Source organism: Pseudomonas sp. MAFF 730105, from assembly GCF_055380705.1.
Map to the genome: position 1 here is coordinate 2,159,052 of NZ_AP018438.1, position 22,738 is coordinate 2,181,789.

A 22,738-nucleotide genomic window follows, 5' to 3' on the forward strand; every position below is an offset into this window, starting at 1 on the left:
CCTCAAGCCATCTGCGCGGCAGCGGCGGCTTCGGCAGGCTGGTAGGCCCGCACGGTGCGCCAGGTGTTGTAGGCCATCAGCAGCATGCCGCTGAGGAAGATCGCTCCGCCCACCAGCCGCACGATGAAGCCGGGGTGGCTGGCCGCCAGGGTTTCGACGAAGGAGTAGGTCAAGGTGCCGTCCTCGTTCACCGCGCGCCACATCAGGCCCTGGGCGATACCGTTGACCCACATCGAAGCGATGTAGAGCACGGTGCCGATGGTCGCGAGCCAGAAGTGCGCGTTGATCAGGCCGATGCTATGCATCTGTGGCCGGCCGAAGACTTTCGGGATCATGTGATACAGCGCGCCGATGGAAATCATCGCCACCCAGCCGAGTGCGCCGGCGTGGACGTGGCCGATGGTCCAGTCGGTGTAGTGGGAGAGGGCGTTGACGGTCTTGATCGCCATCATCGGGCCTTCGAAGGTCGACATGCCGTAGAACGCCAGGGACACCACCAGGAAGCGCAGGATCGGGTCGCTGCGCAACTTATGCCAGGCGCCCGAGAGGGTCATCATGCCGTTGATCATGCCGCCCCAGCTGGGTGCCAGCAGGATCAGCGACATCACCATGCCCAGGGACTGCGCCCAGTCCGGCAGCGCGGTGTAGTGCAGGTGGTGGGGGCCGGCCCAGATATACAAGGTGATCAGCGCCCAGAAATGCACGATGGACAAGCGATAGGAATACACCGGACGCTCGGCCTGTTTCGGCACGAAGTAGTACATCATCCCCAAAAAGCCTGCGGTGAGGAAAAAGCCTACGGCGTTGTGCCCGTACCACCATTGCACCATCGCGTCCGTGGCCCCGGCGTACACCGAGTAGGATTTGGTGAAGCTCACCGGCAGTTCCAGGTTGTTGACGATGTGCAGGATCGCCACGGTCAGGATGAAGCCGCCGAAGAACCAGTTGCCCACGTAGATGTGCTTGGTGGTGCGCTTGGCGACAGTGCCGAAGAACACAATGGCGTAGGCGACCCAGACGATGGTGATCAGGATGTCGATCGGCCATTCCAGCTCGGCGTACTCCTTGGAACTGGTGTAGCCCAGAGGCAGGCTGATGGCCGCCAGCAGGATCACCAGTTGCCAGCCCCAGAAGCAGAACGCAGCGATTTTCGGCGCAAACAGCTGGGTCTGGCAGGTGCGTTGTACCGAATAGAACGAGCTGGCGAACAGGGCGCAGCCACCGAACGCGAAGATCACCGCGTTGGTGTGCAACGGGCGCAGGCGACCGAAGCTGGTCCAGGGCAAATCGAAGTTGAGCTGCGGCCAGACCAATTGGGCGGCGAGAAAAACCCCGAGCCCCATGCCGACGATGCCCCACACCACCGTCATAATGGCGAATTGGCGGACCACCTTGTAGTTGTAGGCGGTACTGATAGAAGTGTTCATGGTTCCCCATCCACGGTTCAGCCGAAGAGCCCGCCTGCGCAAGGCAGCGCGGCATCTTCGCCTGGAGTTATAGGCAGACTGAAAGCGAGGCAAGCATGGACAAACAGCACAAGGCCAGTATTGACGGGGATCAATGGGCGCGGTGCGTGGCGCAACATGGCTGGCTGTGGACGGCCGCGCAATCGGGCGCCGGTGCCGGGGCGCCCACCTTGATTCTTGCCCACGGTGCCGGTGCGCCGATGGACAGCGGCTTCATGAACGAAATGGCCGCGCGCCTTGCTGCGCATGGGGTCAACGTGCTGCGTTTCGAATTTCCCTACATGGCCCAACGGCGCCTGGACGGTGGCAAGCGACCACCCAACCCGGCCCCCAGGTTGCTGGAATGCTGGCGTGAGGTGTACGCCACGGTGCGGCCTTATGTCGCTGGTCGGCTGGCCATCGGCGGCAAGTCCATGGGCGGGCGGATGGCCAGCCTGCTCGCCGACGAGCTGGGGGGTGACGCGTTGGTGTGCCTGGGCTATCCGTTTTATGCGGCGGGCAAGCCGGAGAAACCACGGGTCGAGCATTTGGCCGGGTTGAAGACCCGGACCTTGATCGTCCAGGGCGAGCGCGATGCATTGGGCAATCGTGAGACCGTGCGAGGGTATGTCTTATCACCTGTCATCGAGGTGATGTGGTTGGCGGCGGGGGATCATGATTTGAAGCCGCTGAAAGCTTCAGGGTTTAGTCATGAGCAGCATCTGGAGGCAGCGGCGCTGGGCGTGTCGGGATTTCTTTTTCAGGTGTGAGGTGATTGGGCGGGCCTCATCGCGAGCAGGCTCGCTCCCACAGGGAATTGCATTCCAAATGTGGGAGCGAGCCTGCTCGCGATGGGGCCAGGACAGGCAATAAAAAACCCGGAAGCTGTCGCTGTCCGGGTTTTTTATCGAGCAGGCATCGGTCAGCGGTTGAACCGCTCCACCAAGGAGTACTGGGTGTTGGCCGTACGGGTCAGTTCTTCGCTCAGTAACGCCGAGCTGTGAGCCTGTCCCGAGGTCTGGTCGGCCAGTTCCGATATGTTGCTGATGTTGCGGCTGATCTCCTCGGCCACCGAGCTCTGTTCCTCTGTGGCGGCAGCGATCTGGGTGGTCATGTCGGTGATGTTGGCCACCGCTTCGCTGATGCCCACCAGCGCTGCGTCCGCTTCCATCACCCGCGCCACGCCTTCTTCGGCCTGGCGATGGCCGGCGTCCATGGTCTGCACGGCATTGGTGGCGGTTTGCTGGAGCTTGGCGATCAGGGCGTGGATCTGCCCGGTGGATTCGCTGGTGCGTTGCGCCAGTTGCCGGACTTCATCGGCCACCACGGCAAAGCCGCGGCCCATCTCGCCGGCACGGGCCGCTTCGATGGCGGCGTTGAGCGCCAGCAGGTTGGTCTGGTCGGCGATGCCTTTGATCACGTCCACCACGCCGCCGATCTCGTCGCTGTCCTTGGCCAGTTGGGTCACGGTCTGGCCGGTTTCGCCCACCACCACGGACAGGCGTTCGATGGCCTCGCGGGTTTCCCCGGCGATGTCGCGTCCGCGACCGGTCAGGCGGTTGGCTTCCTGGGTGGCGTCGGCCGTGCGTTGCACGTGGCTGGCGACTTCCTGGGTGGTGGCGGCCATCTGGTTGACCGCCGTGGCCACCTGTTCGGTTTCCACGCGCTGGCGTTCCAGGCCGCTGGAGCTGTTGTGGGCCAGGGTGTTGGACTGTCGCGCCTGCTCGTTGAGGTGCTCGGCGGTGTCCTGCAGACGGGTCAGGCAGGTTTTCAGGCGAGCCTCCTGGCTGAGGATCGACATCTCCAGGCGTGCCTGGACGCCACGGCTGTCGGTGTACATCCGGGCGATCAGCGGGTCGGACGTAGTCTGCTCGGCCAGGCGCAGCAGGCGTTTGATCCCGCGTTGCTGCCATTGCAGGCCCATCAACCCCAGGGGTACCGACAGCAGGGCGGCCAGGGCAAAACCCCAGGAGGAATCTAGGAAGGCGCCCACGATGAAGCTCAACTGGCTGACCAGGATGAACGGCAGCCAGTCCTGGAGCAGGGGCACCCACTTATCGCTACGGGGGATTGCCGACTTGCCTTGGTTGATGCGCTGGTAGAGGGCTTCGGCTCGGGCGATCTGCTCGGCGCTGGGCTTGACCCGAACCGACTCGTAGCCGACCACCTGGTTGCCTTCGAACACCGGAGTGACGTAGGCGTTGACCCAGTAGTGATCGCCGCTCTTGCAGCGATTCTTGACGATGCCCATCCATGGCAAGCCTTGTTTCAGGGTATTCCACATATGGGCGAACACGGCCGACGGGACGTCGGGGTGGCGCACCAGGTTGTGAGGCGAACCAATCAGTTCTTCCTTGGAAAACCCGCTGATTTCAACGAACGCGTCGTTGCAGTAGGTGATCACGCCCTTGGCATTGGTGGTGGAGATCAATCGTTGCTGGGCCGGGAAGGTCCTTTCGCGTTGTGTGACGGGTTGGTTGTTACGCATCGTGTGCTAATCCGCAAGGCTTTGAAAGGTTGTCGGCAACGTCGGGTTTTTATTGAAGTTATTTTCCCCGTCGGTATCACGCCAGCATCGGGTAGGTAAACAAGGCGAAATGAAGCAGGTTGAGGCCGAAGTGGGTGGCAATTGCCGCGCCCAGGCCGCCGAAGCGATAGGCAAGGCCGTAGCCGATCCCCGCCAGGCCGGACAGCAGCACCCATTGCCAACCCGCGCCGGCGTGTACCAGGCCGAACAGCAGCGAGGCCAGGAGCAACGCCAGGTTGTCACCATGGGCCAGATGACTGAAGCGCCGGCTCAGGCTGCCTTGAATGTAGCCACGAAACAGCGCTTCCTCCACTACTGTCACCAGTAAAAGGTTGTTGGCGATCCAGAGCCATGCATGGTCCGGCCACTTCGGTGCCCAGTGGATCATCCCCAGCACGATCGCCCCACCCAGGGCCAATATCGCGCTCAGCGTCAGACCCAGGGCCGTGGCCAGGATCGATAGGCCAAACGGGCGCCGGCCGACGATCCATGGACACGCCAGCAACAGCCAGAAACCGATCAGCGGCTTGTCCTGATTCAAATACATGGCAAACGGTGCTGCGTCATCGGTCAGGCGATGGGCCGGGATCGCCCGTCCGTTGAAAAAGCCCGGCATCCAGTGCAGGGCCAGTGCCAGGGCCAGGACGAGGAAAAGAGCGTGACCGAGAAACCGGCCGACCGGTATCTGCCGCTGGCGGACTGCATAACCGGCCAGTAGCAACAGTGCGATTGAGATGGCGGCGGTCCAGGCCAGCTTTCCGTAGGCCAGGGCCAGGCAATAGCCAACGGACAGGAAGGCCAGGTAGGGCCAGGGCAGAGCAGGCATATAACATCCTTTTAAGGCTGTGAAGCTTTGGCGAAAATGGCCGGCGCGTCTACGACGTTGCCATGTCGCGCAAAGAGCACATATTTGTATCCATGCAGATTCATGCGTAGGCGTGGAAAATCAGCCAGCTGACTCAGATCCTTGAGTGCCGGCGGGGGAGAGTATAAGCGGAGCGATACAAAAAGCGGTGATTGATCTTGTGATTGATACTCTTCAGTCATGAACAGGGCTGTGGGAGCGGGCCTGCTCGCGAAAGCGCTGGTCCAGTCAATGCAGCAACAACAGACCGACTGCCTTCGCGAGCAAGCCCGCTCCCACAGGGATTACGCGTTAACCGGCAATCAATTGCCGCAGGACATAGTGCAGGATCCCGCCCGCCTTGAAATATTCCACTTCATTCAAGGTATCGATCCGACACAACACCTCGATCCGCTCCTGGCTACCGTCCTCGCGGGTGATGACCAGTGGCAGGTTCATCCGCGGCGTCAGTTCGACGTCGTTCAGGCCGAGGATATCCAGGGTTTCCTTGCCGGACAGGTTCAGGCTCTTGCGGTTCTGATCGAGCTTGAATTGCAACGGCAATACGCCCATGCCCACGAGGTTGGAGCGGTGGATGCGCTCGAAGCTTTCGGCGATCACCGCCTTGACCCCCAACAGGTTGGTACCCTTGGCCGCCCAGTCCCGACTGGAGCCGGTGCCGTATTCCTGTCCCGCGATCACCACCAGCGGCGTGCCCTTGGCCTGATACAACATGGCGGCGTCGTAGATCGGCATTCTTTCGCCGCTGGGAATGTAGATCGTGTTGCCGCCTTCCTCGCCGCCGAGCATTTCGTTGCGGATCCGGATATTGGCGAACGTGCCACGCATCATCACCTGATGATTACCGCGCCTTGAGCCATAGGAGTTGAAATCCCGGGGCTCCACGCCCTGTTCGCACAGGTATCGCCCGGCCGGACTGTCGGCCTTGATATTGCCGGCCGGGGAGATGTGGTCGGTGGTGACCGAATCACCGAGCAGGGCCAGTACCCGGGCGCCTTCGATGTTACGAATGGCCGGTGGAGGTCCGTCGATGCCGTCGAAGAAGGGCGGGTGCTGGATATAGGTCGAGTCCGCCTGCCAGACGTAAGTCGCCGCTTGCGGCACCTCGATGGCTTGCCATTGCTCGTCACCGGCGAACACGGCAGCGTATTCCTTGTGGAACATGCCAGTGTCTACCTGGGCCACGGCGTCGGCGACTTCCTTGCTGCTGGGCCAGATGTCCCGCAGGTACACCGGATGGCCGTCGCGGTCATTGCCCAGCGGTTCGCTGCTGATGTCGATACGCACCGTGCCGGCCAGGGCATAGGCCACCACCAGGGGCGGCGAGGCCAGCCAGTTGGTCTTGACCAGCGGATGCACGCGGCCCTCGAAGTTGCGGTTGCCCGACAGCACCGAGGCCACGGTCAGGTCGGCTTTCTGGATGGCTTTTTCGATCGGGTCCGGCAAGGGGCCGGAGTTACCGATACAGGTAGTGCAGCCGTAGCCCACCAGGGCAAAGCCCAGTTGATCCAGGTACTCGGTCAGGCCGGCGGCCTGGTAGTAATCGGTCACCACCTTGGAGCCCGGGGCCAGGGAGCTCTTGACCCAGGGCTTGCGGGTCAGGCCTTTTTCCACGGCTTTTTTCGCCAGCAGCCCGGCGGCCATCATCACACTGGGGTTGGAGGTGTTGGTGCAGGAGGTAATGGCCGCGATCACCACCGCACCGTTTTTCAGGCGATGCGTATGGCCTTCGAACTCGTACTCGGCCTCACCCACCTGATCGGCATTGCCCACCGCCACGCCACCGCCGCCTTCGCTTTCCAGGCGACCTTCTTCCTTGCTGGTGGGCTTGACCTGCAGCCCCAGGAAGTCGCTGAACGCCTGGCCGACATTGGGCAGTGAAACCCGGTCCTGTGGGCGTTTCGGCCCGGCCAGGCTGGCTTCGACGCTGCCCATGTCCAGCTCCAGGGTGTCGGTGAACACCGGTTCCTTGCCAGGCAAGCGCCACAAGCCCTGGGCTTTGCAATAGGCCTCTACCAGTTTCACCGTTTCCGCCGGGCGTCCAGACAGGCGCAGGTAATCCAGGGTGACGTCGTCCACCGGAAAGAAGCCGCACGTGGCGCCGTATTCCGGGGCCATGTTGGCAATGGTGGCGCGGTCGGCCAGGGGCAGGTCGGCGAGGCCATCGCCATAGAACTCGACGAATTTGCCCACTACGCCTTTCTTGCGCAGCATCTGTGTGACGGTGAGGACCAGATCGGTGGCAGTAATGCCCTCGCGCAGCTTGCCGGTGAGCTTGAAGCCGATGACCTCGGGAATCAGCATCGACACCGGCTGGCCCAGCATGGCCGCTTCCGCCTCGATCCCTCCGACGCCCCAGCCCAGCACACCCAGGCCATTGATCATGGTGGTGTGGGAGTCGGTGCCCACCAGCGTATCGGGGAAAGCATAAGTGCGGCCATCTTCCTCCTTGGTCCACACGGTGCGCCCCAGGTATTCGAGGTTGACCTGGTGGCAGATCCCGGTGCCCGGCGGCACCACGCTGAAATTGGCGAAGGCGCTCTGGCCCCAGCGCAGGAAGGCGTAGCGTTCGCCGTTGCGCTGCATCTCGATGTCGACGTTCTGCTCGAACGCCTGGCGGCTGGCGAACTTGTCCACCATCACCGAGTGGTCGATCACCAGGTCCACCGGCGACAGCGGGTTGATCCGCTGGGGATCGCCGCCGGCCTTTTCCACGGCGGCGCGCATGGCGGCCAGGTCGACCACGGCCGGGACACCGGTGAAGTCTTGCATCAGCACTCGTGCCGGGCGGTATTGGATCTCGCGGTCGGAACGACGTTCTTTCAGCCACCCGGCCAGCGCCTTGAGGTCGGTGCCGGTGACGGTTTTTTCATCTTCCCAGCGCAGCAGGTTTTCCAGCAGCACTTTCAGGGACATGGGCAGCTTGTCCAGATCACCGAGGCTGCGGGCGGCATCCGGCAGGCTGAAATAGTGGTAGACCTTGGCGTCGACCTGCAATGTTTTAAGGGTTTTCAGGCTATCGAGGGATGGCATTGAAATCACTCCTTTGAGTCCGCACGGTTACGGACTGACGGGACGGACAGAGCCTTTAACCTAGCCCTGTTTCGAGCGTATGACTAATCACTGGACTCTATGGGCAGGTTCGGGGTTCCGAAGTCCGCTATCATGCGCCGATTTTCGTGACAGGCTTTGCTACGGAGTTTCAATGAACACGCTTTTCATGCACTGCCGCCCGGGCTTCGAAGGCGAGGTCTGTTCCGAGATCGCCGAACACGCCGCCAGACTCAATGTGGCCGGTTATGCCAAGGCCAAGCCGGCCAGTGCCTGCGCTGAATTCGTTTGCACCGAAGAGGACGGTGCCGAGCGGTTGATGCGTGGCCAGCGTTTCGCCGGCCTGATTTTTCCGCGCCAATGGGCCCGTGGCACCTTCATTGACTTGCCGGAAACCGACCGTATCAGCGTCATCCTGTCCCACATGGCGCAGTTTCCGGTCTGCGGCAGTTTGTGGCTGGAGGTGGTCGACACCAACGATGGCAAGGAACTGTCGAATTTCTGCAAGAAATTCGAAGGCCCGCTGCGCAAGGCGCTGACCGGCGCCGGCAAATTGGTGGATGATCCGCACCAGCCGCGCCTGCTGCTGACGTTCAAAAGTGGCCGTGAAGTGTTCCTGGGGCTGGCGGAAGCGGACAACTCGGCGATGTGGCCAATGGGGATACCCCGCCTGAAGTTCCCTCGGGAAGCACCGAGCCGCTCGACCCTCAAGCTCGAAGAGGCCTGGCATCACTTCATTCCACGGGAAGAGTGGGACGAGCGCCTGCACAGTGACATGACCGGCGTCGACCTGGGGGCCGCGCCGGGTGGTTGGACCTGGCAACTGGTGAATCGGGGCATGCTGGTGACCGCCATCGACAACGGCCCGATGGCCGAAAGCCTGATGGACACCGGTCTGGTGCAACACCTGATGGCGGATGGTTTTACCTTCAAGCCCAGGCAGCCGGTGGATTGGATGGTCTGTGACATCGTCGAGAAGCCGGCGCGCAATGCGGCGATGCTGGAGGAGTGGATCGGCGAGGGCCATTGTCGCGAGGCAGTGGTCAACCTCAAGCTGCCGATGAAGCAGCGTTATGCCGAAGTGAAACGCCTGCTCGAACGCATTGCCGATGGCTTCAAGGCCCGGGGGATCAAGGTGGAGATCGGGTGCAAGCAGCTGTACCACGACCGTGAAGAGGTGACGTGCCATTTGCGCCGGCTGGACAGCAAGAAGCCTGTGGGAACCAAGCCTGGTGGGAGCAAAGCTTTCTCGCGATGAGTCAACGCGGTCTTTCAGAATCGCGGCGCCCGCATCGCGGGCAAGCCTTGCTCCCACAACCTTGCTCCCACAGAACCGAAATATGCGGGCTTTGTTCCAACCCGACATTGCGCGACAATGCCGGCCAGTTTCAGGAGTAGAACATGAGTGAAATGAACGATACGCCGGTCGACGGCACGCTGGATGCCACGGGCCTCAACTGCCCTGAGCCGGTGATGATGCTGCACCAGCACATCCGCGACCTGATGCCGGGCGGGCTGTTGAAGGTGATTGCCACCGACCCCTCGACCCGCCGCGACATCCCCAAGTTCTGTGTGTTTCTCGACCACGAACTGGTGGCCCAGGACGAAGTGGACGGTACGTACCGCTACTGGATCCGCAAGAAGCTCGCTTAGCCCATCGAACGGCTGATGCGGATCTGTTTGCGCGCGCTGCGGGCCAGACGGATCGACAGCATCAGCGCCGCGCAGCTCAGGCCCACGATCAGGCCTTGCCACAACCCGCTCGGGCCGTTGGCCGCGCCGAACCAGTTGGTCAGCCCCAAGGTGTAACCCACCGGTAAACCGATACCCCAATAGGCGAACAGGGTCAGGATCATCGTCACTCGTGTGTCCTGGTAGCCGCGCAACGCGCCCGCCGCGGTGACCTGGATCGCATCGGAAAACTGGAACAGCGCTGCGTATACGATCAACATCGAGGCGACGTCGATCACCACCGGGTCGGCGGTGTAGATCGCGGCGATGGGCCCGCGCAGGGCGAACATCAGGCTCGCCGACAGGCAGGCATACGCCAGGGCCGCGCCCATGCCCACGCCGGCGGCGAAACGCGCCTCGCGAGGCTGGCCCCGTCCCAGTGTCTGGCCGACCCGCACCGTTACGGCCATGGCCAGGGAGTAGGGAATCATGAACACCAGGGAACTGAAGTTCAGCGCGATCTGATGCCCGGCCACCACCGTGGCGCCGAGGCTGCCGATCAGCAGCGCGATCACTGCAAAAATGCTCGACTCGGCAAACACCGCGATGCCAATCGGCAGGCCGATGCCCAGCAGGCGTTGGATGACTGCCCAGCGCGGCCAATCGAAACGGCTGAATAAATGGCTCGACCGATAGGCCGGCGCCCAGCGTGTCCAGCCGGCCATGCCCAGGGCCATCACCCACATGACAATAGCGGTGGCCCAGCCGCACCCGACGCCGCCCATGGCCGGTACGCCCAGGTGCCCGTAGATGAAGATGTAGTTGAGCGGAATGTTCAGTGCCAACCCGCACAACCCCAACACCATCGCCGGCCGCGTGCGGCCCAGGCCGTCGCTGAAGCAGCGCAGTACATGGTACAGCGCCACGGCCGGCAGGCCGGTACCGATCCCTCGCAGGTATTCCATGCAAGGGCCGATCAGCTCCGGGTCCACCTTCATGATGTGCAGGATCGGCTCGGCACTGAACAGCGCCAGCGTTGCCATCAACCCGACCACCAGCGCCAGCCACAGGGCCTGGCGCACCAGTGGACCGATTTCGTCGAAGGTTCCGGCGCCGAAGCGTTGGGCGACTTTCGGCGTAGTCGCCAGCAGCGTGCCAGTCATCAATAGAAACACCGGCACCCAGATCGAGTTGCCCAATGCTACCGCCGCCAGGTCCCGTGGGCCGACACGACCGGCCATCACCGCATCGACGAAGCCCATGGCGGTGGTTGCCAGTTGCGCCACCATGATCGGCAGTGCCAGGGCCAGCAATGTCCTGACCTCCAGGCGAACCCGGGCCGGGCGGGAGAGAAGGGTGGGGGTGTCGATCACGGGATTCACAGGCGAAGCGTCCGAAAGATTAAGCGCAAGGCGGCGGATTCTACGCGTTGACGCCATGGTCAGGAAAAAAGCTGTGTTGGGGATTTGTAAGCGGTCCCTTGGGGGCGCAACCTGTGGGAGCAAGGCTTATCCCAATGTCGGCAAAAACCGTGGGAGCAAAGCTTGCTCGCGATAGCGGTAAGTCAGCCAGCAATAATGTCGGCCGGCCTGCCGCTATCGCGAGCAAGCTTTGCTCCCACGGCTTAACTGACCGACATTGGGATAGGCCTTGCTCCCCAGAGAGCTGCGACTGCCCGCTCACCGTCATTCACTTCCGGTAATGCGCAGACACACCGGAACGCCTACACTGCCCACCCCGCCAAAGGAGCTTTGCCATGCTGATCGTCGCCGACGAAAACATTCCCCTGCTCGATGCCTTTTTCAAGGGTTTCGGTGAGATCCGCCGGGTGCCGGGGCGCGGCATCGACCGGGAAATGGTCGCGCAGGCCGACGTGTTGCTGGTGCGCTCCGTCAGCCGGGTCAATCGTGACTTGTTGGAAGGCAGCAACGTGCGTTTCGTTGGCACTTGCACCATAGGCACCGATCACCTGGATCTGGATTACTTTGCCGAGGCCGGTATCCGCTGGGCCAGTGCGCCGGGCTGCAATGCCCGGGGCGTGGTGGACTACGTGCTGGGCAGCCTGATGACCCTGGCTGAAATCGAAGGCGCGGATCTGCGCCAGCGCACCTACGGCGTGGTCGGTGCAGGGCAGGTGGGCGGTCGCTTGATCGATGTGCTCAAGGGCCTGGGCTGGGACGTGAAGGTGTGCGATCCGCCGCGTCAGGCGGCCGAGGGCGGCGACTATGTGAGCCTGGAACAGATCATTGAGCAGTGCGATGCGATCAGTCTGCACACCCCCTGACGCGCGACGGCGAGCAACCGACCTGGCATCTGTTCGACGAGCGGCGCCTGAACAACCTCAAGCCTGGCACCTGGTTGATCAATGCGGCTCGCGGGCCGGTGATCGATAACACCGCGTTGCGCAATGTGCTGTTGGAACGCGAAGACCTGCAAGCGGTGCTGGATGTCTGGGAACAGGAGCCCACGGTGGATATGGACCTGGCCGACCTGTGCGTGATCGCTACGCCGCACATTGCCGGCTACAGCCTCGATGGCCGCCAGCGCGGCACGGCGCAGATCTATGAAGCGCTATGCGCGTTCCTGGAGACACCGGTTACAGTCAGTCTCGGTGATCTGCTGCCTCGGCCCTGGCTGGGCGGCATCACCCTGGACGCCGCCACCGACCCGGCCTGGGCGTTGGCCGCGCTTTGCCGTGGCGTATACGACCCGCGTCGTGACGATGCGGACTTCCGCCGTAGCCTGGTGGGAACCGTCAGCGAGCAGCGCAGTGCCTTCGACGCCCTGCGCAAACATTACCCGCCGCGCCGGGAGATCGACAGCTTGAAGGTGCGCATTGAAGGGCAATCAGCGGCGTTGCAGCAGATCGTGACCGCGCTGGGGGCCACTCCCCTCTAACCCTCGCCCCAGGGTGGTAGAGTCCATAGGCACAAAAAACCCGACATCAAGGTCGGGTTCAATCGAAGACGGGCTGTATCACTTTTGTTCGGCAGGCTTGACCAGTCGTTGTTCCAGTTCACTGCAGGCTTTCTGGATCATCTCTTCGGTGATCGGTACTTCGCGCCCTTGGGCGTCGATGAACGAGCAGCCCAGGGACTGGTCCGGTTGCGTGCGGATCACTTGAATCTTGTCGTCGCTGCTGTGTTGCAAGGACATGGCCTGTCTCCTCATCAGGTTTTAATGTCTACTGTACTGTCGTCAGGTGACTGAGAAATGACACTCCTTGTCGGTCATGACGACAGCTCTACTCAAACAGAAATACTTGTACGTTTCCAGTCAGACTTTAGACCGATACCATCTAGCGGGTAGTCGTCGCGTTCATATTTAACCTGACTCATTCTGATTCAATAAGGTTCCGCCGCGCTTCGGTGCCGTTGACCGGCCCTTTCCCTGTTGCATTATCGGACGTTACTGATGCTTTCCTCCCAACATCGCCGTGCCATCGGCCTGGCCAGTGGTTTTATCGCTCCTTACCGCAAGCAGGTCGTCGGCGCGTTGCTGGCGCTCATCGTCACGGCGGGCATTACCTTGTCCATGGGCCAGGGCATCCGGCTGCTGGTGGACCAGGGGTTCATGACCCGTTCTCCTCAGCTGCTGAACCAGTCCATCGGCTTGTTCATGGTGCTGGTGATAGGTCTGGCGATCGGAACCTTCTCCCGGTTCTACCTGGTGTCGTGGATTGGCGAGCGCGTGGTGGCCGACATCCGGCGACAGGTTTTCAATCATCTGGTGTACCTGCACCCGGGGTTCTATGAGAACAACCGCAGCTCGGAGATCCAGTCACGCCTGACCGCCGATACCACGTTGCTGCAATCGGTGATCGGTTCGTCCTTGTCACTGTTCCTGCGCAACGCCCTGATGGTGATCGGCGGCATCGTGCTGTTGTTCATCACCAACCCCAAGCTCACCAGCATCGTGGTGATTGCCCTGCCGCTGGTGTTGGCACCGATCCTGGTGTTCGGGCGTCGGGTGCGCAGCCTGTCCCGCCAGAGCCAGGACCGCATCGCCGATGTCGGCAGTTACGTTTCCGAAACCCTGGGTCAGATCAAGACCGTGCAGGCCTACAACCATCAGGTCCAGGATGAGCGACGTTTTGCTGTCACGGTGGAGCAGGCGTTCGACACCGCCCGCAAACGCATCGCCCAGCGGGCCTGGCTGATCACCCTGGTGATCGTGCTGGTGCTGGGGGCGGTGGGTGTGATGCTCTGGGTGGGTGGCATGGATGTGATCGCCGGGCGGATTTCCGGCGGTGAGCTGGCGGCGTTCGTGTTCTACAGTCTGATCGTCGGCGGCGCCTTCGGTACGCTGAGCGAGGTGATCGGCGAATTGCAACGGGCCGCCGGCGCGGCCGAGCGTATCGCCGAGCTGTTGCGTTCGCAGAACATTATCCAGCCACCGATCTCGGACCTGATGACGTTACCGGAGCGGGTCCGGGGCGATCTGCGCCTTGAAGGCGTGCGGTTCTCCTATCCGTCCCGACCGGAAAGCTATGCGGTCGACGGCCTGGACCTGACGGTCAATGCTGGCGAAACCCTTGCCCTCGTCGGGCCGTCGGGCGCGGGTAAATCGACGGTGTATGACTTGTTGTTACGTTTCTACGATCCGGCACAAGGCCGGATTTTCATCGATGGGGTACCGCTGACCCAACTCGATCCGCTGGACCTGCGCCGTCATTTCGCCCTGGTTTCGCAGAATCCGGCGCTGTTCTTCGGCACCGTGGAAGAAAACATCCGCTATGGCAATCCCGACGCGACTGCCGAGCAGGTGCGCGAGGCGGCCCGGATTGCCCATGCCCACGACTTCATCGACAAAATGCCCGATGGTTACCAGACCCACCTGGGCGACGGTGGCCTGGGGCTATCCGGCGGCCAGCGCCAACGCCTGGCCATCGCCCGGGCGCTGTTGGTGGACGCGCCGATCCTGTTGCTGGACGAAGCCACCAGCGCCCTCGATGCGCAAAGCGAACACCTGATCCAGCAAGCCCTGCCCAACCTGATGAAAAACCGCACCACCCTGGTCATCGCCCATCGCCTGGCCACGGTGAAGAACGCCGACCGGATCGCGGTGATGGACCAGGGCAGGGTGGTGGCGGTGGGCACGCATCAGGAGCTGGTGGCCAGCAATGAGCTGTACGCGCGGTTGGCGGCGTTGCAGTTCAATGTGGGGCATGCGGCGGTGGTCGACTGATCGCCCCCCCCTGTGGGAGCGAGCCTGCTCGCGATGACGGCGGCATATTCAACATTGATGCAAGCTGACCCGCCGCTATCGCGAGCAGGCTCGCTCCCACAGGGGATTGTGGGGATAAAGCTGACCAAAAAAATGCCCGTATCGTTTGATACGGGCATTTTTCTTTTCAGGCATGGCTTGCCGCTTGAGGCTCACTGATCGTCGAAATACCGCTCGTGCCAGTCCACCAGCGGTTGCGGCGAGTTGAGTTTCTGGCCGTAGATCACCGAGTACGACAAGACGTTCTGCACGTATTGGCGGGTTTCGTCGAAGGGGATGCTTTCGACCCAGACGTCGAAGCTCAGGTGGTCGGCACCGCGCAGCCACTGGCGTACGCGGCCGGGGCCGGCGTTGTAGGCGGCCGAGGCCAGGACGCGGTTGCCGTTGAACTGGCTGTGGACCTGGCTCAGGTACGCTGCGCCGAGCTCGATGTTCTTGTTCGGATCCAGCACCTGTTGGGGCGAAGCCAGGGGGATGCTGAATTTGCGCGCGGTTTCCTTGGCGGTGCCGGGCATCAATTGCATCAGGCCGGCGGCACCCACGCCGGAGCGCGCGTCATCCATGAAGGCGCTTTCCTGGCGGGTGATCGCGAACACCCAGCTCGAATGCAGGCCACGAGCCTTGGCTTCGCGCACCAGGGTATCGCGGTGCGCCATCGGGAAACGGATGTCCAGGTCGTCCCAGTACTTGGCCTGGCTGATGGTGCGGATGGCCGGGAAATACCATTTCAGGTCGTAGGCCAGCTTCGCCTGGGCGACCATTTCGTCCCGGCTGAAATGCCGGCTGACGTGATACCACTCGCGACGCCCATCTACGATCTGCCCGCGGGCGTGGAATTCCAGGGCCCGGCGAACGCCCGGTGTATTGCGCACTTTGTTGATCAATGCCTGGCTCAGCACCAGGGGCTTGTTGGCGAGCGAGTAGGGCGATTGGGAGCGGTCAGCGGCCAGGAAGCCATAGAAATCCCGCTCGCGAGCCAGATGTTTGTAGAGCGTCAAGGCTTCGGGGTTCTGCGGTTGAGCCAGTTCCAGGCTGCGGGCCTGCCAGTAGCGCCAGCGGTTGGTGCTGGCCAGCGACTCGGGCAGGCGACGGGTCAACTGATAGGCGTCGTCCCAGCGGCCCAGGCGCAGCAGCAGGCGCAGCCGCCATTCCGAAACGGTGTCGTCCCGCAGCTCGGGGTCATATTGGGTCATCATCTCAAGGGCGCGACTGTCGAAGCGCTTGGCCAGGGTCAGGCCGATCTCCCGGGCGATGGCGACTTTTTCGTCGCGGGAAAAATGCATGGTGCTGGCATAGCCGTCCAGCAATGCCATGGCTTTATCCGGATCCTGGCGGGCGAGACGGCGCAGGCCGAGGCTGACGATATCGGACATCGGTTCATCGGCCGGGACGAAGCGCGAGGGTTGATTGAGCAGTTCAGGTTTCTGCGCCACGTCTACCAGCAATTTGCCGCGAGGGGCGAGGGTGACCAGGCCGCTGACCAGGCTGTTGGCCAGTGGATAATTTCGGGCCTGGGCCGCCAGTTTTGCGCGCTCCCAGCGCTTCTGCTCGGTCAACTGGCCTTGGGAGGCCCACAGGCCGAACAGCGCGTCGCAGGCCTGTGGTTGGGATTTACCGGTGAGCCAGAGCTTTTCAGTGTTGGCGTAGCCCTCGGCCTTGAGACCGTGGCTGAGCTGGTACTGGGCATTGAGGCAGTCCAGTTCGGTGAAGTTGAGCTTGGGGTCGTAATATTTGACGAAGGTCGCCCAGTCGCCGCGTTCGGCCAGCCAGCGCAGCCAACGCAGTTTCATCCAGTTGGCCTGGGGCAGGTCGCCGTGTTCGGCGAGGAATTTCTCGATTTCGGCGTTGCTCGCGCTCTTGAGGCGAGCGGTCAGTTCGTCGTAGGCCAGGTACGGCTCCAGCGGATAATCGCGCAGGGCCTCGCTATAGCGGAAATAGGGGCCGGTATCACCCTTGGCCAAGGCTCGCTTGGCTTCATCGTAATACTGGCGCTGGGTGGAAATATCCACCGCTTGAGCGGTTTGAACGGCAGTGGCACACACGAAAAAACAAGACAGAACAGTAATAAGGCGACTGCGCATGAGACATCCGGGCAGAAAAAAACATGAAAAGCCCAAGGGGTAACCCAGGGTAACTGTCTGTAGCTTAGCCTTTTGCCAGCAGCCGGCGAAAGCTTTGCGGGGCCGTCGGCGCAAGTTCGCAACATTTGTTATGCAGAGTGCTTCAACGACGAAAATGGCGGACCCCTGAAGTCTCATCTCAGGTAGAATGCGCGCCCGGTTTTTGGAGAAGCTCATGACCCTGCTCAAATTCAGCGATGTGTCCCTTGCTTTCGGCGCGATGCCGTTGTTGGACAAGGTGTCCTGGCAGATCGCCCGTGGAGAGCGGGTGTGCATCATCGGCCGCAACGGTACCGGCAAGTCCAGCATGATGAAGCTGGTCAAGGGCGACCAGAAGCCCGATGACGGCTCGGTCTGGCGTGCCCCCGGTCTGAAGATCGGTGAGTTGCCCCAGGAACTGCCGCTGGCCGACGAGCGGACGGTATTCGATGTGGTTGCCGAAGGCCTGGACGGTGTCGGCGCGCTGTTGGCCGAATATCACCATCTGAGCCAGAACATCGTCACCGATGCCGACCTGGAAAAGCTGATGCATGTGCAGCACGACCTTGAAGCCCGCGATGGCTGGCGTCTGCAGCAACTGGTCGACAGCACCCTGAGCCGCCTGCAACTGCCGGCCGACAAGACCCTCGCCGAGTTGTCCGGCGGCTGGCGTCGCCGTGTCCTGCTGGCCCAGGCCCTGGTTTCCGAGCCGGACCTGCTGCTGCTCGACGAACCGACCAACCACCTGGACATCGGCGCCATTGCCTGGCTTGAAGAAGCCTTGAAGGATTTCCAGGGGGCGGTGCTGTTCATCACCCACGACCGTTCTTTCCTGCAGAACCTGGCGACCCGCATCCTTGAGCTGGACCGTGGCGGCCTGATCGACTGGAACGGCGACTACGCCAGTTTCCTGGTGCACAAGGAAGCGGTACTGGCGGCGGAAGAAACCGCCAACGCACTGTTCGACAAGCGCCTGGCCCAGGAAGAAGTCTGGATCCGCCAGGGCATCAAGGCCCGTCGTACCCGTAACGAAGGTCGTGTACGCGCCCTCAAGGCTCTGCGCGTCGAGCGCAGCGAGCGCCGCGAGCGTACCGGCAAGGCCAATATCCAGCTGGAAACGGCTGAGAAATCCGGCAAGCAGGTAATGGTGCTGGAAAACGTCAGCTTCGCCCATCCCGGCGGCCCATTCCTGGTCAAGGACTTCTCCATGGTCCTGCAGCGCGGCGACCGCATCGGCCTGCTGGGTGCCAATGGCACCGGCAAGACCACCTTGCTCAAGCTGATGCTCGGCGGCCTGGTTCCGAGCAGCGGCAAGGTGGAAGAGGGGACGAAGATCGACGTCGCCTACTTCGACCAGTTGCGTCACCAGCTGGACCTGGAAAAGACCGTGATCGACAACGTGGCCGAAGGCCGCGACTTCATCGAGATCGATGGCCAGAGCCGCCACGTACTGAGCTACCTCGGTGATTTCCTGTTCAGCCCCCAGCGTGCCCGGACCCCGGTCAAGGCGTTGTCCGGCGGCGAGCGCGCTCGTCTGCTGCTGGCGAAACTGTTCAGCAAGCCGGCCAACCTGCTGGTCCTCGACGAACCGACCAACGACCTGGACGTGGAAACCCTCGAATTGCTGGAAGAGGTGTTGCTGACCTTCAACGGCACCGTGCTGATGGTCAGCCACGACCGGGCATTCCTCGACAACGTGGTTACCAGCACCCTGGTATTCGAAGGCGAAGGTCGGGTTCGCGAATACGTCGGCGGGTATCAGGACTGGCTGCGCCAGGGCGGCTCGCCGCGCCTGCTGGGCGTGACCGAGAGCAAGTCCGGCAAGGCCGACTTGAATTCGGCGGTGGTCAAGGCCGAGCCTGCGCCGGTTGCCGCTGCGGCGGCCCCGGCTCCGGCCAAGAAAAAACTCAGCTACAAGCTGCAGCGCGAGCTGGAAGCGCTGCCGGGCGATATCGATGCCAAGGAAGCACAGATCGCCGCGGTACAGGCCGAGATGGCCGACGCCGGCTTCTACCAGCGGCCGGCCGCGGAAACCGCCAAGGTGATTGCGCATCTGGAGCAGTTGCAGGCTGAGTTGGATGCGTTGGTGGAGCGTTGGGCAGAGCTGGACGCCTGATTTGAAAGGCAGCCCTTTGTGGGAGCGAGCTTGTTCGCGATCGCGGTGTGTCAGCTAACAGGGATGTCGACTGTGCTGACGTCATCGCGAGCAGGCTCACCCCCTCAGGGCTTCATAGCTGTTATGCGCGCTTGACCAGGTGCACCGCCAGCACATCGCAAGGTGCGCCATGCAATACGTCGTTGGCGGTGGAGCCCAGCAGCAGCGCCAGCCCATGGCGACCGTGGCTGCCGACGACGATCAGGTCGCAACCCTGTTCCTTGGCCAGGTGATGGATCTCCTGGCGCGGCTGGCCGTAGGTCAGGTGGCTGTTTTCCCGTTTCAGGTCCGGATACTTCACGATCAGGCGGTCAAGGCGTTCCTTGGCCTGATCGAACTGCTGTTGTTGCAGTTGGGAAAGGTCCATGGGGACATCGCCGCCAAAGGCCATGGCCATCGGTTCGACGATATGCACCAGTGACAGCTTGGTTTCTCGGCCATCGCACAGGGCGCGAGCGCGTTTGATGACGGGATCGCATTCTTCAGTGAGGTCGACGGCGACCAGGATGTGTTCGTAGTACATGAAAAGCACTCCAGAGAATGGCGATACGGTTAAGTATGGCTGGTTTCAAGCGCATTGACGGCGATATGGGTCAATGGCTCATCAGAATTCGGGAGTACTGATATGACGGTCTGGATAGTGGTGTCAATCCTGTTGGTGGTATTGAGCCCCCTGGCATGGTTGCGGCCGTCCCGTGTACAGAGTGGTCGCATGGCCCTGCGCATGGAGGCCCGTCGCCTCGGCCTGGCCATGCAATTGGCGCCCCAGGAATGGCCGCACTGGCTCGATTCCCAGCCGCCAAACCCTTGCGCGCAGTACCATCGGCCCCGGCGCGGCAAGCAGCCCGCCTGTTGGAGTTACTGGCAAAGCGCGCCTGGCGTTTGGGTCAATCAGTGGCGGGAAATTTGCCAGGACGAGTCGTTGCTCGAGCATTTCAGGACATTGCCAGCCAACGTCTACAAGATCGAAGCCGACCCGCAAATGATCACCCTGTATTGGGGCGAGAAGGGCGAGGCTGCTGTTTTGCAGGATATTGCCGCAGTGCTCAAGGCCCTGGCTTGACCATAAAAAAGCCCGACAGTCTCGTCGGGCGGGTTGGCCAGGCAGGCCGTAAACCAATTCAATCCGGGTGTTCGTTCGTAACGTCCTCGCGCCAAGCGCTTTCATAACGTACCCGCCAGCATAGCCCTTTGTATTCGTTGCGTCTGGAATTAGGGCGACTTTTCTAATTATTGATCTTATGAATGTCCGCACATGCAGCGTCGTGTTGCGGATCTGCAGGGTAATGGAAATGACCGTCAAGTCGCGTCCGAGCCCTTGTTTAGGGCGATTGACAATTGTCGGAAATTCCGTGAAGGTGACGTACCCAAATCAAACGGGCGTATGAATTGAGCGTTTGTATTTTCCGAACGTTCCTACAGAACCCCGACTATCGCGTTGACGGGTGTGCCTGGCGGATTGGCGTAGCATCGACGGTAACGTCAATGCCGAACCAGTGGTCAGCGTTCAACGTGTACTGTTCAGCTTCCATATCGTGGAGATCAGTTGATGATTTACGAAGGTAAAGCCATCACGGTTAAGGCTCTTGAAAGTGGCATCGTCGAACTGAAGTTCGATCTCAAGGGTGAGTCCGTCAACAAGTTCAACCGTCTAACCCTGAACGAATTGCGTCAGGCCGTGGACGCTATCAAGGCAGACGCTTCGATCAAGGGTGTGATCGTCAGCAGTGGCAAGGACGTTTTCATCGTCGGTGCCGACATCACCGAATTCGTCGACAACTTCAAGCTGCCCGATGCCGAACTGATCGCTGGCAACCTCGAAGCCAACCGTATCTTCAGCGACTTCGAAGATCTCAACGTACCGACCGTCGCGGCCATCAATGGCATCGCCCTGGGTGGCGGCCTGGAAATGTGCCTGGCAGCGGACTATCGCGTCATGTCTTCCGGCGCCAAGATCGGCCTGCCGGAAGTCAAGCTGGGCATCTACCCGGGCTTCGGCGGTACCGTGCGTCTGCCGCGCCTGATCGGGGCCGACAACGCCATCGAATGGATTGCCGCTGGCAAGGAAAACCGTGCCGAAGACGCGCTGAAAGTCGGCGCCGTGGATGCGGTGGTCGAACCGGGCAAGCTCCAGCAAGCGGCCCTTGAATTGATCAAGCGCGCCGTCAGTGGCGAGTTCGACTACAAGGCCAAGCGTCAGCCGAAGCTTGAGAAACTCAAGCTCAACGCCATCGAACAGATGATGGCCTTCGAAACCGCCAAGGGTTTCGTGGCCGGCCAGGCAGGCCCGAACTACCCGGCGCCGGTCGAAGCGATCAAGACCATCCAGAAAGCCGCGAACTTCGGTCGCGACAAGGCCCTGGAAGTCGAAGCCGCCGGTTTCGTCAAACTGGCCAAGACTTCGGCGGCACAAAGCCTGATCGGTCTGTTCCTCAATGACCAGGAACTGAAGAAAAAGGCCAAGGCCTACGACGAAATCGCCCGTGACGTGAAGCAGGCCGCCGTGTTGGGCGCCGGCATCATGGGCGGCGGTATCGCCTATCAGTCGGCGTCCAAGGGCACGCCGATCCTGATGAAGGACATCAACGAACACGGCATCGAACAGGGCCTGGCCGAAGCCGCCAAGCTGCTGGTGGGGCGCGTCGATAAAGGCCGCATGACCGCAGCGAAGATGGCCGAAGTGCTCAACGGCATTCGTCCGACCCTGTCCTATGGCGATTTTGGCCATGTCGACCTGGTGGTCGAAGCGGTTGTCGAAAACCCGAAGGTCAAGCAAGCGGTATTGGCTGAAGTCGAAGACAAGGTCAAGGAGGACACGATCCTCGCGTCGAACACCTCGACCATTTCCATTTCGCTGTTGGCCAAGGCCCTCAAGCGTCCGGAAAACTTCGTCGGCATGCACTTCTTCAACCCGGTGCACATGATGCCGCTGGTGGAAGTGATCCGTGGCGAGAAGTCCAGTGAGCTGGCCATTGCCACCACCGTTGCCTACGCGAAGAAAATGGGCAAGAACCCTATCGTCGTCAACGACTGCCCGGGCTTCCTGGTCAACCGCGTGCTGTTCCCGTATTTCGGCGGTTTCGCCAAATTGGTCAGCGCTGGCGTGGACTTTGTGCGCATTGACAAGATCATGGAAAAATTCGGCTGGCCGATGGGCCCGGCGTACCTGATGGACGTGGTCGGTATCGACACTGGCCACCACGGTCGCGACGTCATGGCTGAAGGCTTCCCGGACCGCATGAAGGACGACCGTCGTTCGGCTGTCGACGTGCTCTACGAAGCCAAGCGCCTGGGTCAGAAGAACGGCAAGGGTTTCTACGCCTACGAGACCGACAAGCGCGGCAAGCAGAAGAAAGTGGCCGATCCGTCGGTGCTGGAAGTGCTCAAGCCGATCGTTTACGAGCAGCGCGAAGTCACCGACGAGGACATCATCAACTGGATGATGATCCCGCTGTGCCTCGAAACCGTGCGTTGCCTGGAAGACGGCATTGTCGAAACCGCCGCCGAAGCCGACATGGGTCTGGTCTACGGTATCGGTTTCCCTCCATTCCGTGGCGGTGCGCTGCGCTACATCGATTCGATCGGTGTGGCCGAGTTCGTTGCCCTGGCTGACCAGTACGCTGATCTGGGCGCGCTGTACCACCCCACCGCGAAGCTGCGTGAAATGGCCAAGAACGGCCAGAGCTTCTTCGGTTAAGC

General features: G+C 61.7%; 15 protein-coding genes and 1 pseudogene. 8 read left to right on the forward strand and 8 right to left on the reverse strand.

Annotated elements, in window-relative coordinates; translation table 11 throughout:
• Positions 1-2: 2 nt before the first annotated feature.
• Positions 3-1,427 carry a cytochrome-c oxidase, cbb3-type subunit I gene (gene ccoN / locus PCOSP_RS09655; RefSeq protein ID WP_175364233.1) on the reverse strand — a complete coding sequence of 475 codons (1,425 nt, stop codon included), beginning with the start codon at positions 1,425-1,427 and terminating at the stop codon, positions 3-5.
• A 95-nt stretch (positions 1,428-1,522) separates the two neighbouring features.
• Between ccoN and PCOSP_RS09660 the strand changes: the two genes are divergently transcribed.
• Positions 1,523-2,215: an alpha/beta family hydrolase gene (locus tag PCOSP_RS09660; RefSeq protein ID WP_464710936.1), complete on the forward strand. Its 693-nt coding sequence runs from the start codon at positions 1,523-1,525 to the stop codon at positions 2,213-2,215.
• A 152-nt stretch (positions 2,216-2,367) separates the two neighbouring features.
• On the opposite strand, the gene PCOSP_RS09665 is transcribed toward PCOSP_RS09660, so the two are convergent.
• The 3 genes from PCOSP_RS09665 to acnA all read right to left on the reverse strand — a co-directional run bounded on the left by PCOSP_RS09665 (position 2,368) and on the right by acnA (position 7,870).
• The gene (locus tag PCOSP_RS09665; RefSeq protein ID WP_139648834.1) at positions 2,368-3,933 is read right to left on the reverse strand and encodes a methyl-accepting chemotaxis protein; all 1,566 of its coding nucleotides are present in this window, start codon (positions 3,931-3,933) and stop codon (positions 2,368-2,370) included.
• Positions 3,934-4,009: 76 nt separating this feature from the next.
• The gene (locus tag PCOSP_RS09670; RefSeq protein ID WP_464710939.1) at positions 4,010-4,798 is read right to left on the reverse strand and encodes a lysostaphin resistance A-like protein; all 789 of its coding nucleotides are present in this window, start codon (positions 4,796-4,798) and stop codon (positions 4,010-4,012) included.
• A gap of 330 nt (positions 4,799-5,128) precedes the next feature.
• Positions 5,129-7,870 carry an aconitate hydratase AcnA gene (gene acnA / locus PCOSP_RS09675; protein WP_464710941.1) on the reverse strand — a complete coding sequence of 914 codons (2,742 nt, stop codon included), beginning with the start codon at positions 7,868-7,870 and terminating at the stop codon, positions 5,129-5,131.
• 172 nt (positions 7,871-8,042) lie between these two features.
• On the opposite strand from acnA, the gene rlmM reads away from it, so the two are divergent.
• Both rlmM and tusA read left to right on the forward strand, forming a co-directional pair.
• Complete coding sequence (rlmM, locus tag PCOSP_RS09680) at positions 8,043-9,146, forward strand: 23S rRNA (cytidine(2498)-2'-O)-methyltransferase RlmM (RefSeq protein WP_139648828.1); 1,104 nt, start codon at positions 8,043-8,045, stop codon at positions 9,144-9,146.
• Positions 9,147-9,289: 143 nt separating this feature from the next.
• Positions 9,290-9,541 carry a sulfurtransferase TusA gene (tusA, locus tag PCOSP_RS09685; RefSeq protein WP_047227197.1) on the forward strand — a complete coding sequence of 84 codons (252 nt, stop codon included), beginning with the start codon at positions 9,290-9,292 and terminating at the stop codon, positions 9,539-9,541.
• Here the strand turns inward: tusA and PCOSP_RS09690 are convergent.
• Positions 9,538-10,941, reverse strand: a complete 1,404-nt coding sequence (locus PCOSP_RS09690; RefSeq protein WP_139648826.1) for an MATE family efflux transporter — start codon at positions 10,939-10,941, stop codon at positions 9,538-9,540. The genes tusA and PCOSP_RS09690 overlap by 4 nt on opposite strands.
• 374 nt (positions 10,942-11,315) lie before the next feature.
• Here PCOSP_RS09690 and pdxB point away from each other — a divergent pair.
• Positions 11,316-12,457 (forward strand): annotated as a pseudogene (pdxB, locus tag PCOSP_RS09695) (4-phosphoerythronate dehydrogenase PdxB).
• A 78-nt stretch (positions 12,458-12,535) separates the two neighbouring features.
• Here pdxB and PCOSP_RS09700 read toward each other — a convergent pair.
• Positions 12,536-12,715, reverse strand: a complete 180-nt coding sequence (locus tag PCOSP_RS09700) for a PA1571 family protein (RefSeq protein WP_041023262.1) — start codon at positions 12,713-12,715, stop codon at positions 12,536-12,538.
• Between the two features lie 258 nt (positions 12,716-12,973).
• Between PCOSP_RS09700 and PCOSP_RS09705 the strand changes: the two genes are divergently transcribed.
• A complete protein-coding gene (locus PCOSP_RS09705; protein ID WP_464710943.1) occupies positions 12,974-14,746 on the forward strand; it encodes an ABC transporter transmembrane domain-containing protein in 1,773 nt (590 codons plus the stop codon).
• Positions 14,747-14,937: 191 nt separating this feature from the next.
• Here the strand turns inward: PCOSP_RS09705 and PCOSP_RS09710 are convergent, their stop codons facing one another.
• Positions 14,938-16,866 carry a transglycosylase SLT domain-containing protein gene (locus PCOSP_RS09710; RefSeq protein ID WP_175363611.1) on the reverse strand — a complete coding sequence of 643 codons (1,929 nt, stop codon included), beginning with the start codon at positions 16,864-16,866 and terminating at the stop codon, positions 14,938-14,940.
• 214 nt (positions 16,867-17,080) lie between these two features.
• On the opposite strand from PCOSP_RS09710, the gene PCOSP_RS09715 reads away from it, so the two are divergent.
• Positions 17,081-19,000 (forward strand): ATP-binding cassette domain-containing protein, encoded by a 1,920-nt coding sequence (locus PCOSP_RS09715; protein ID WP_139648818.1) that lies wholly within the window; start codon positions 17,081-17,083, stop codon positions 18,998-19,000.
• A 121-nt stretch (positions 19,001-19,121) separates the two neighbouring features.
• On the opposite strand, the gene PCOSP_RS09720 is transcribed toward PCOSP_RS09715, so the two are convergent.
• Positions 19,122-19,562, reverse strand: coding sequence for a universal stress protein (locus tag PCOSP_RS09720; protein ID WP_024777909.1), 441 nt, complete (start codon positions 19,560-19,562; stop codon positions 19,122-19,124).
• A 102-nt stretch (positions 19,563-19,664) separates the two neighbouring features.
• Between PCOSP_RS09720 and PCOSP_RS09725 the strand changes: the two genes are divergently transcribed.
• Together PCOSP_RS09725 and fadB are read left to right on the forward strand one after the other, a co-directional pair.
• Positions 19,665-20,102 (forward strand): hypothetical protein, encoded by a 438-nt coding sequence (locus tag PCOSP_RS09725; RefSeq protein WP_464710945.1) that lies wholly within the window; start codon positions 19,665-19,667, stop codon positions 20,100-20,102.
• Positions 20,103-20,588: 486 nt separating this feature from the next.
• Positions 20,589-22,736 (forward strand): fatty acid oxidation complex subunit alpha FadB, encoded by a 2,148-nt coding sequence (gene fadB, locus PCOSP_RS09730; protein WP_464710946.1) that lies wholly within the window; start codon positions 20,589-20,591, stop codon positions 22,734-22,736.
• Positions 22,737-22,738 lie beyond the last annotated feature (2 nt).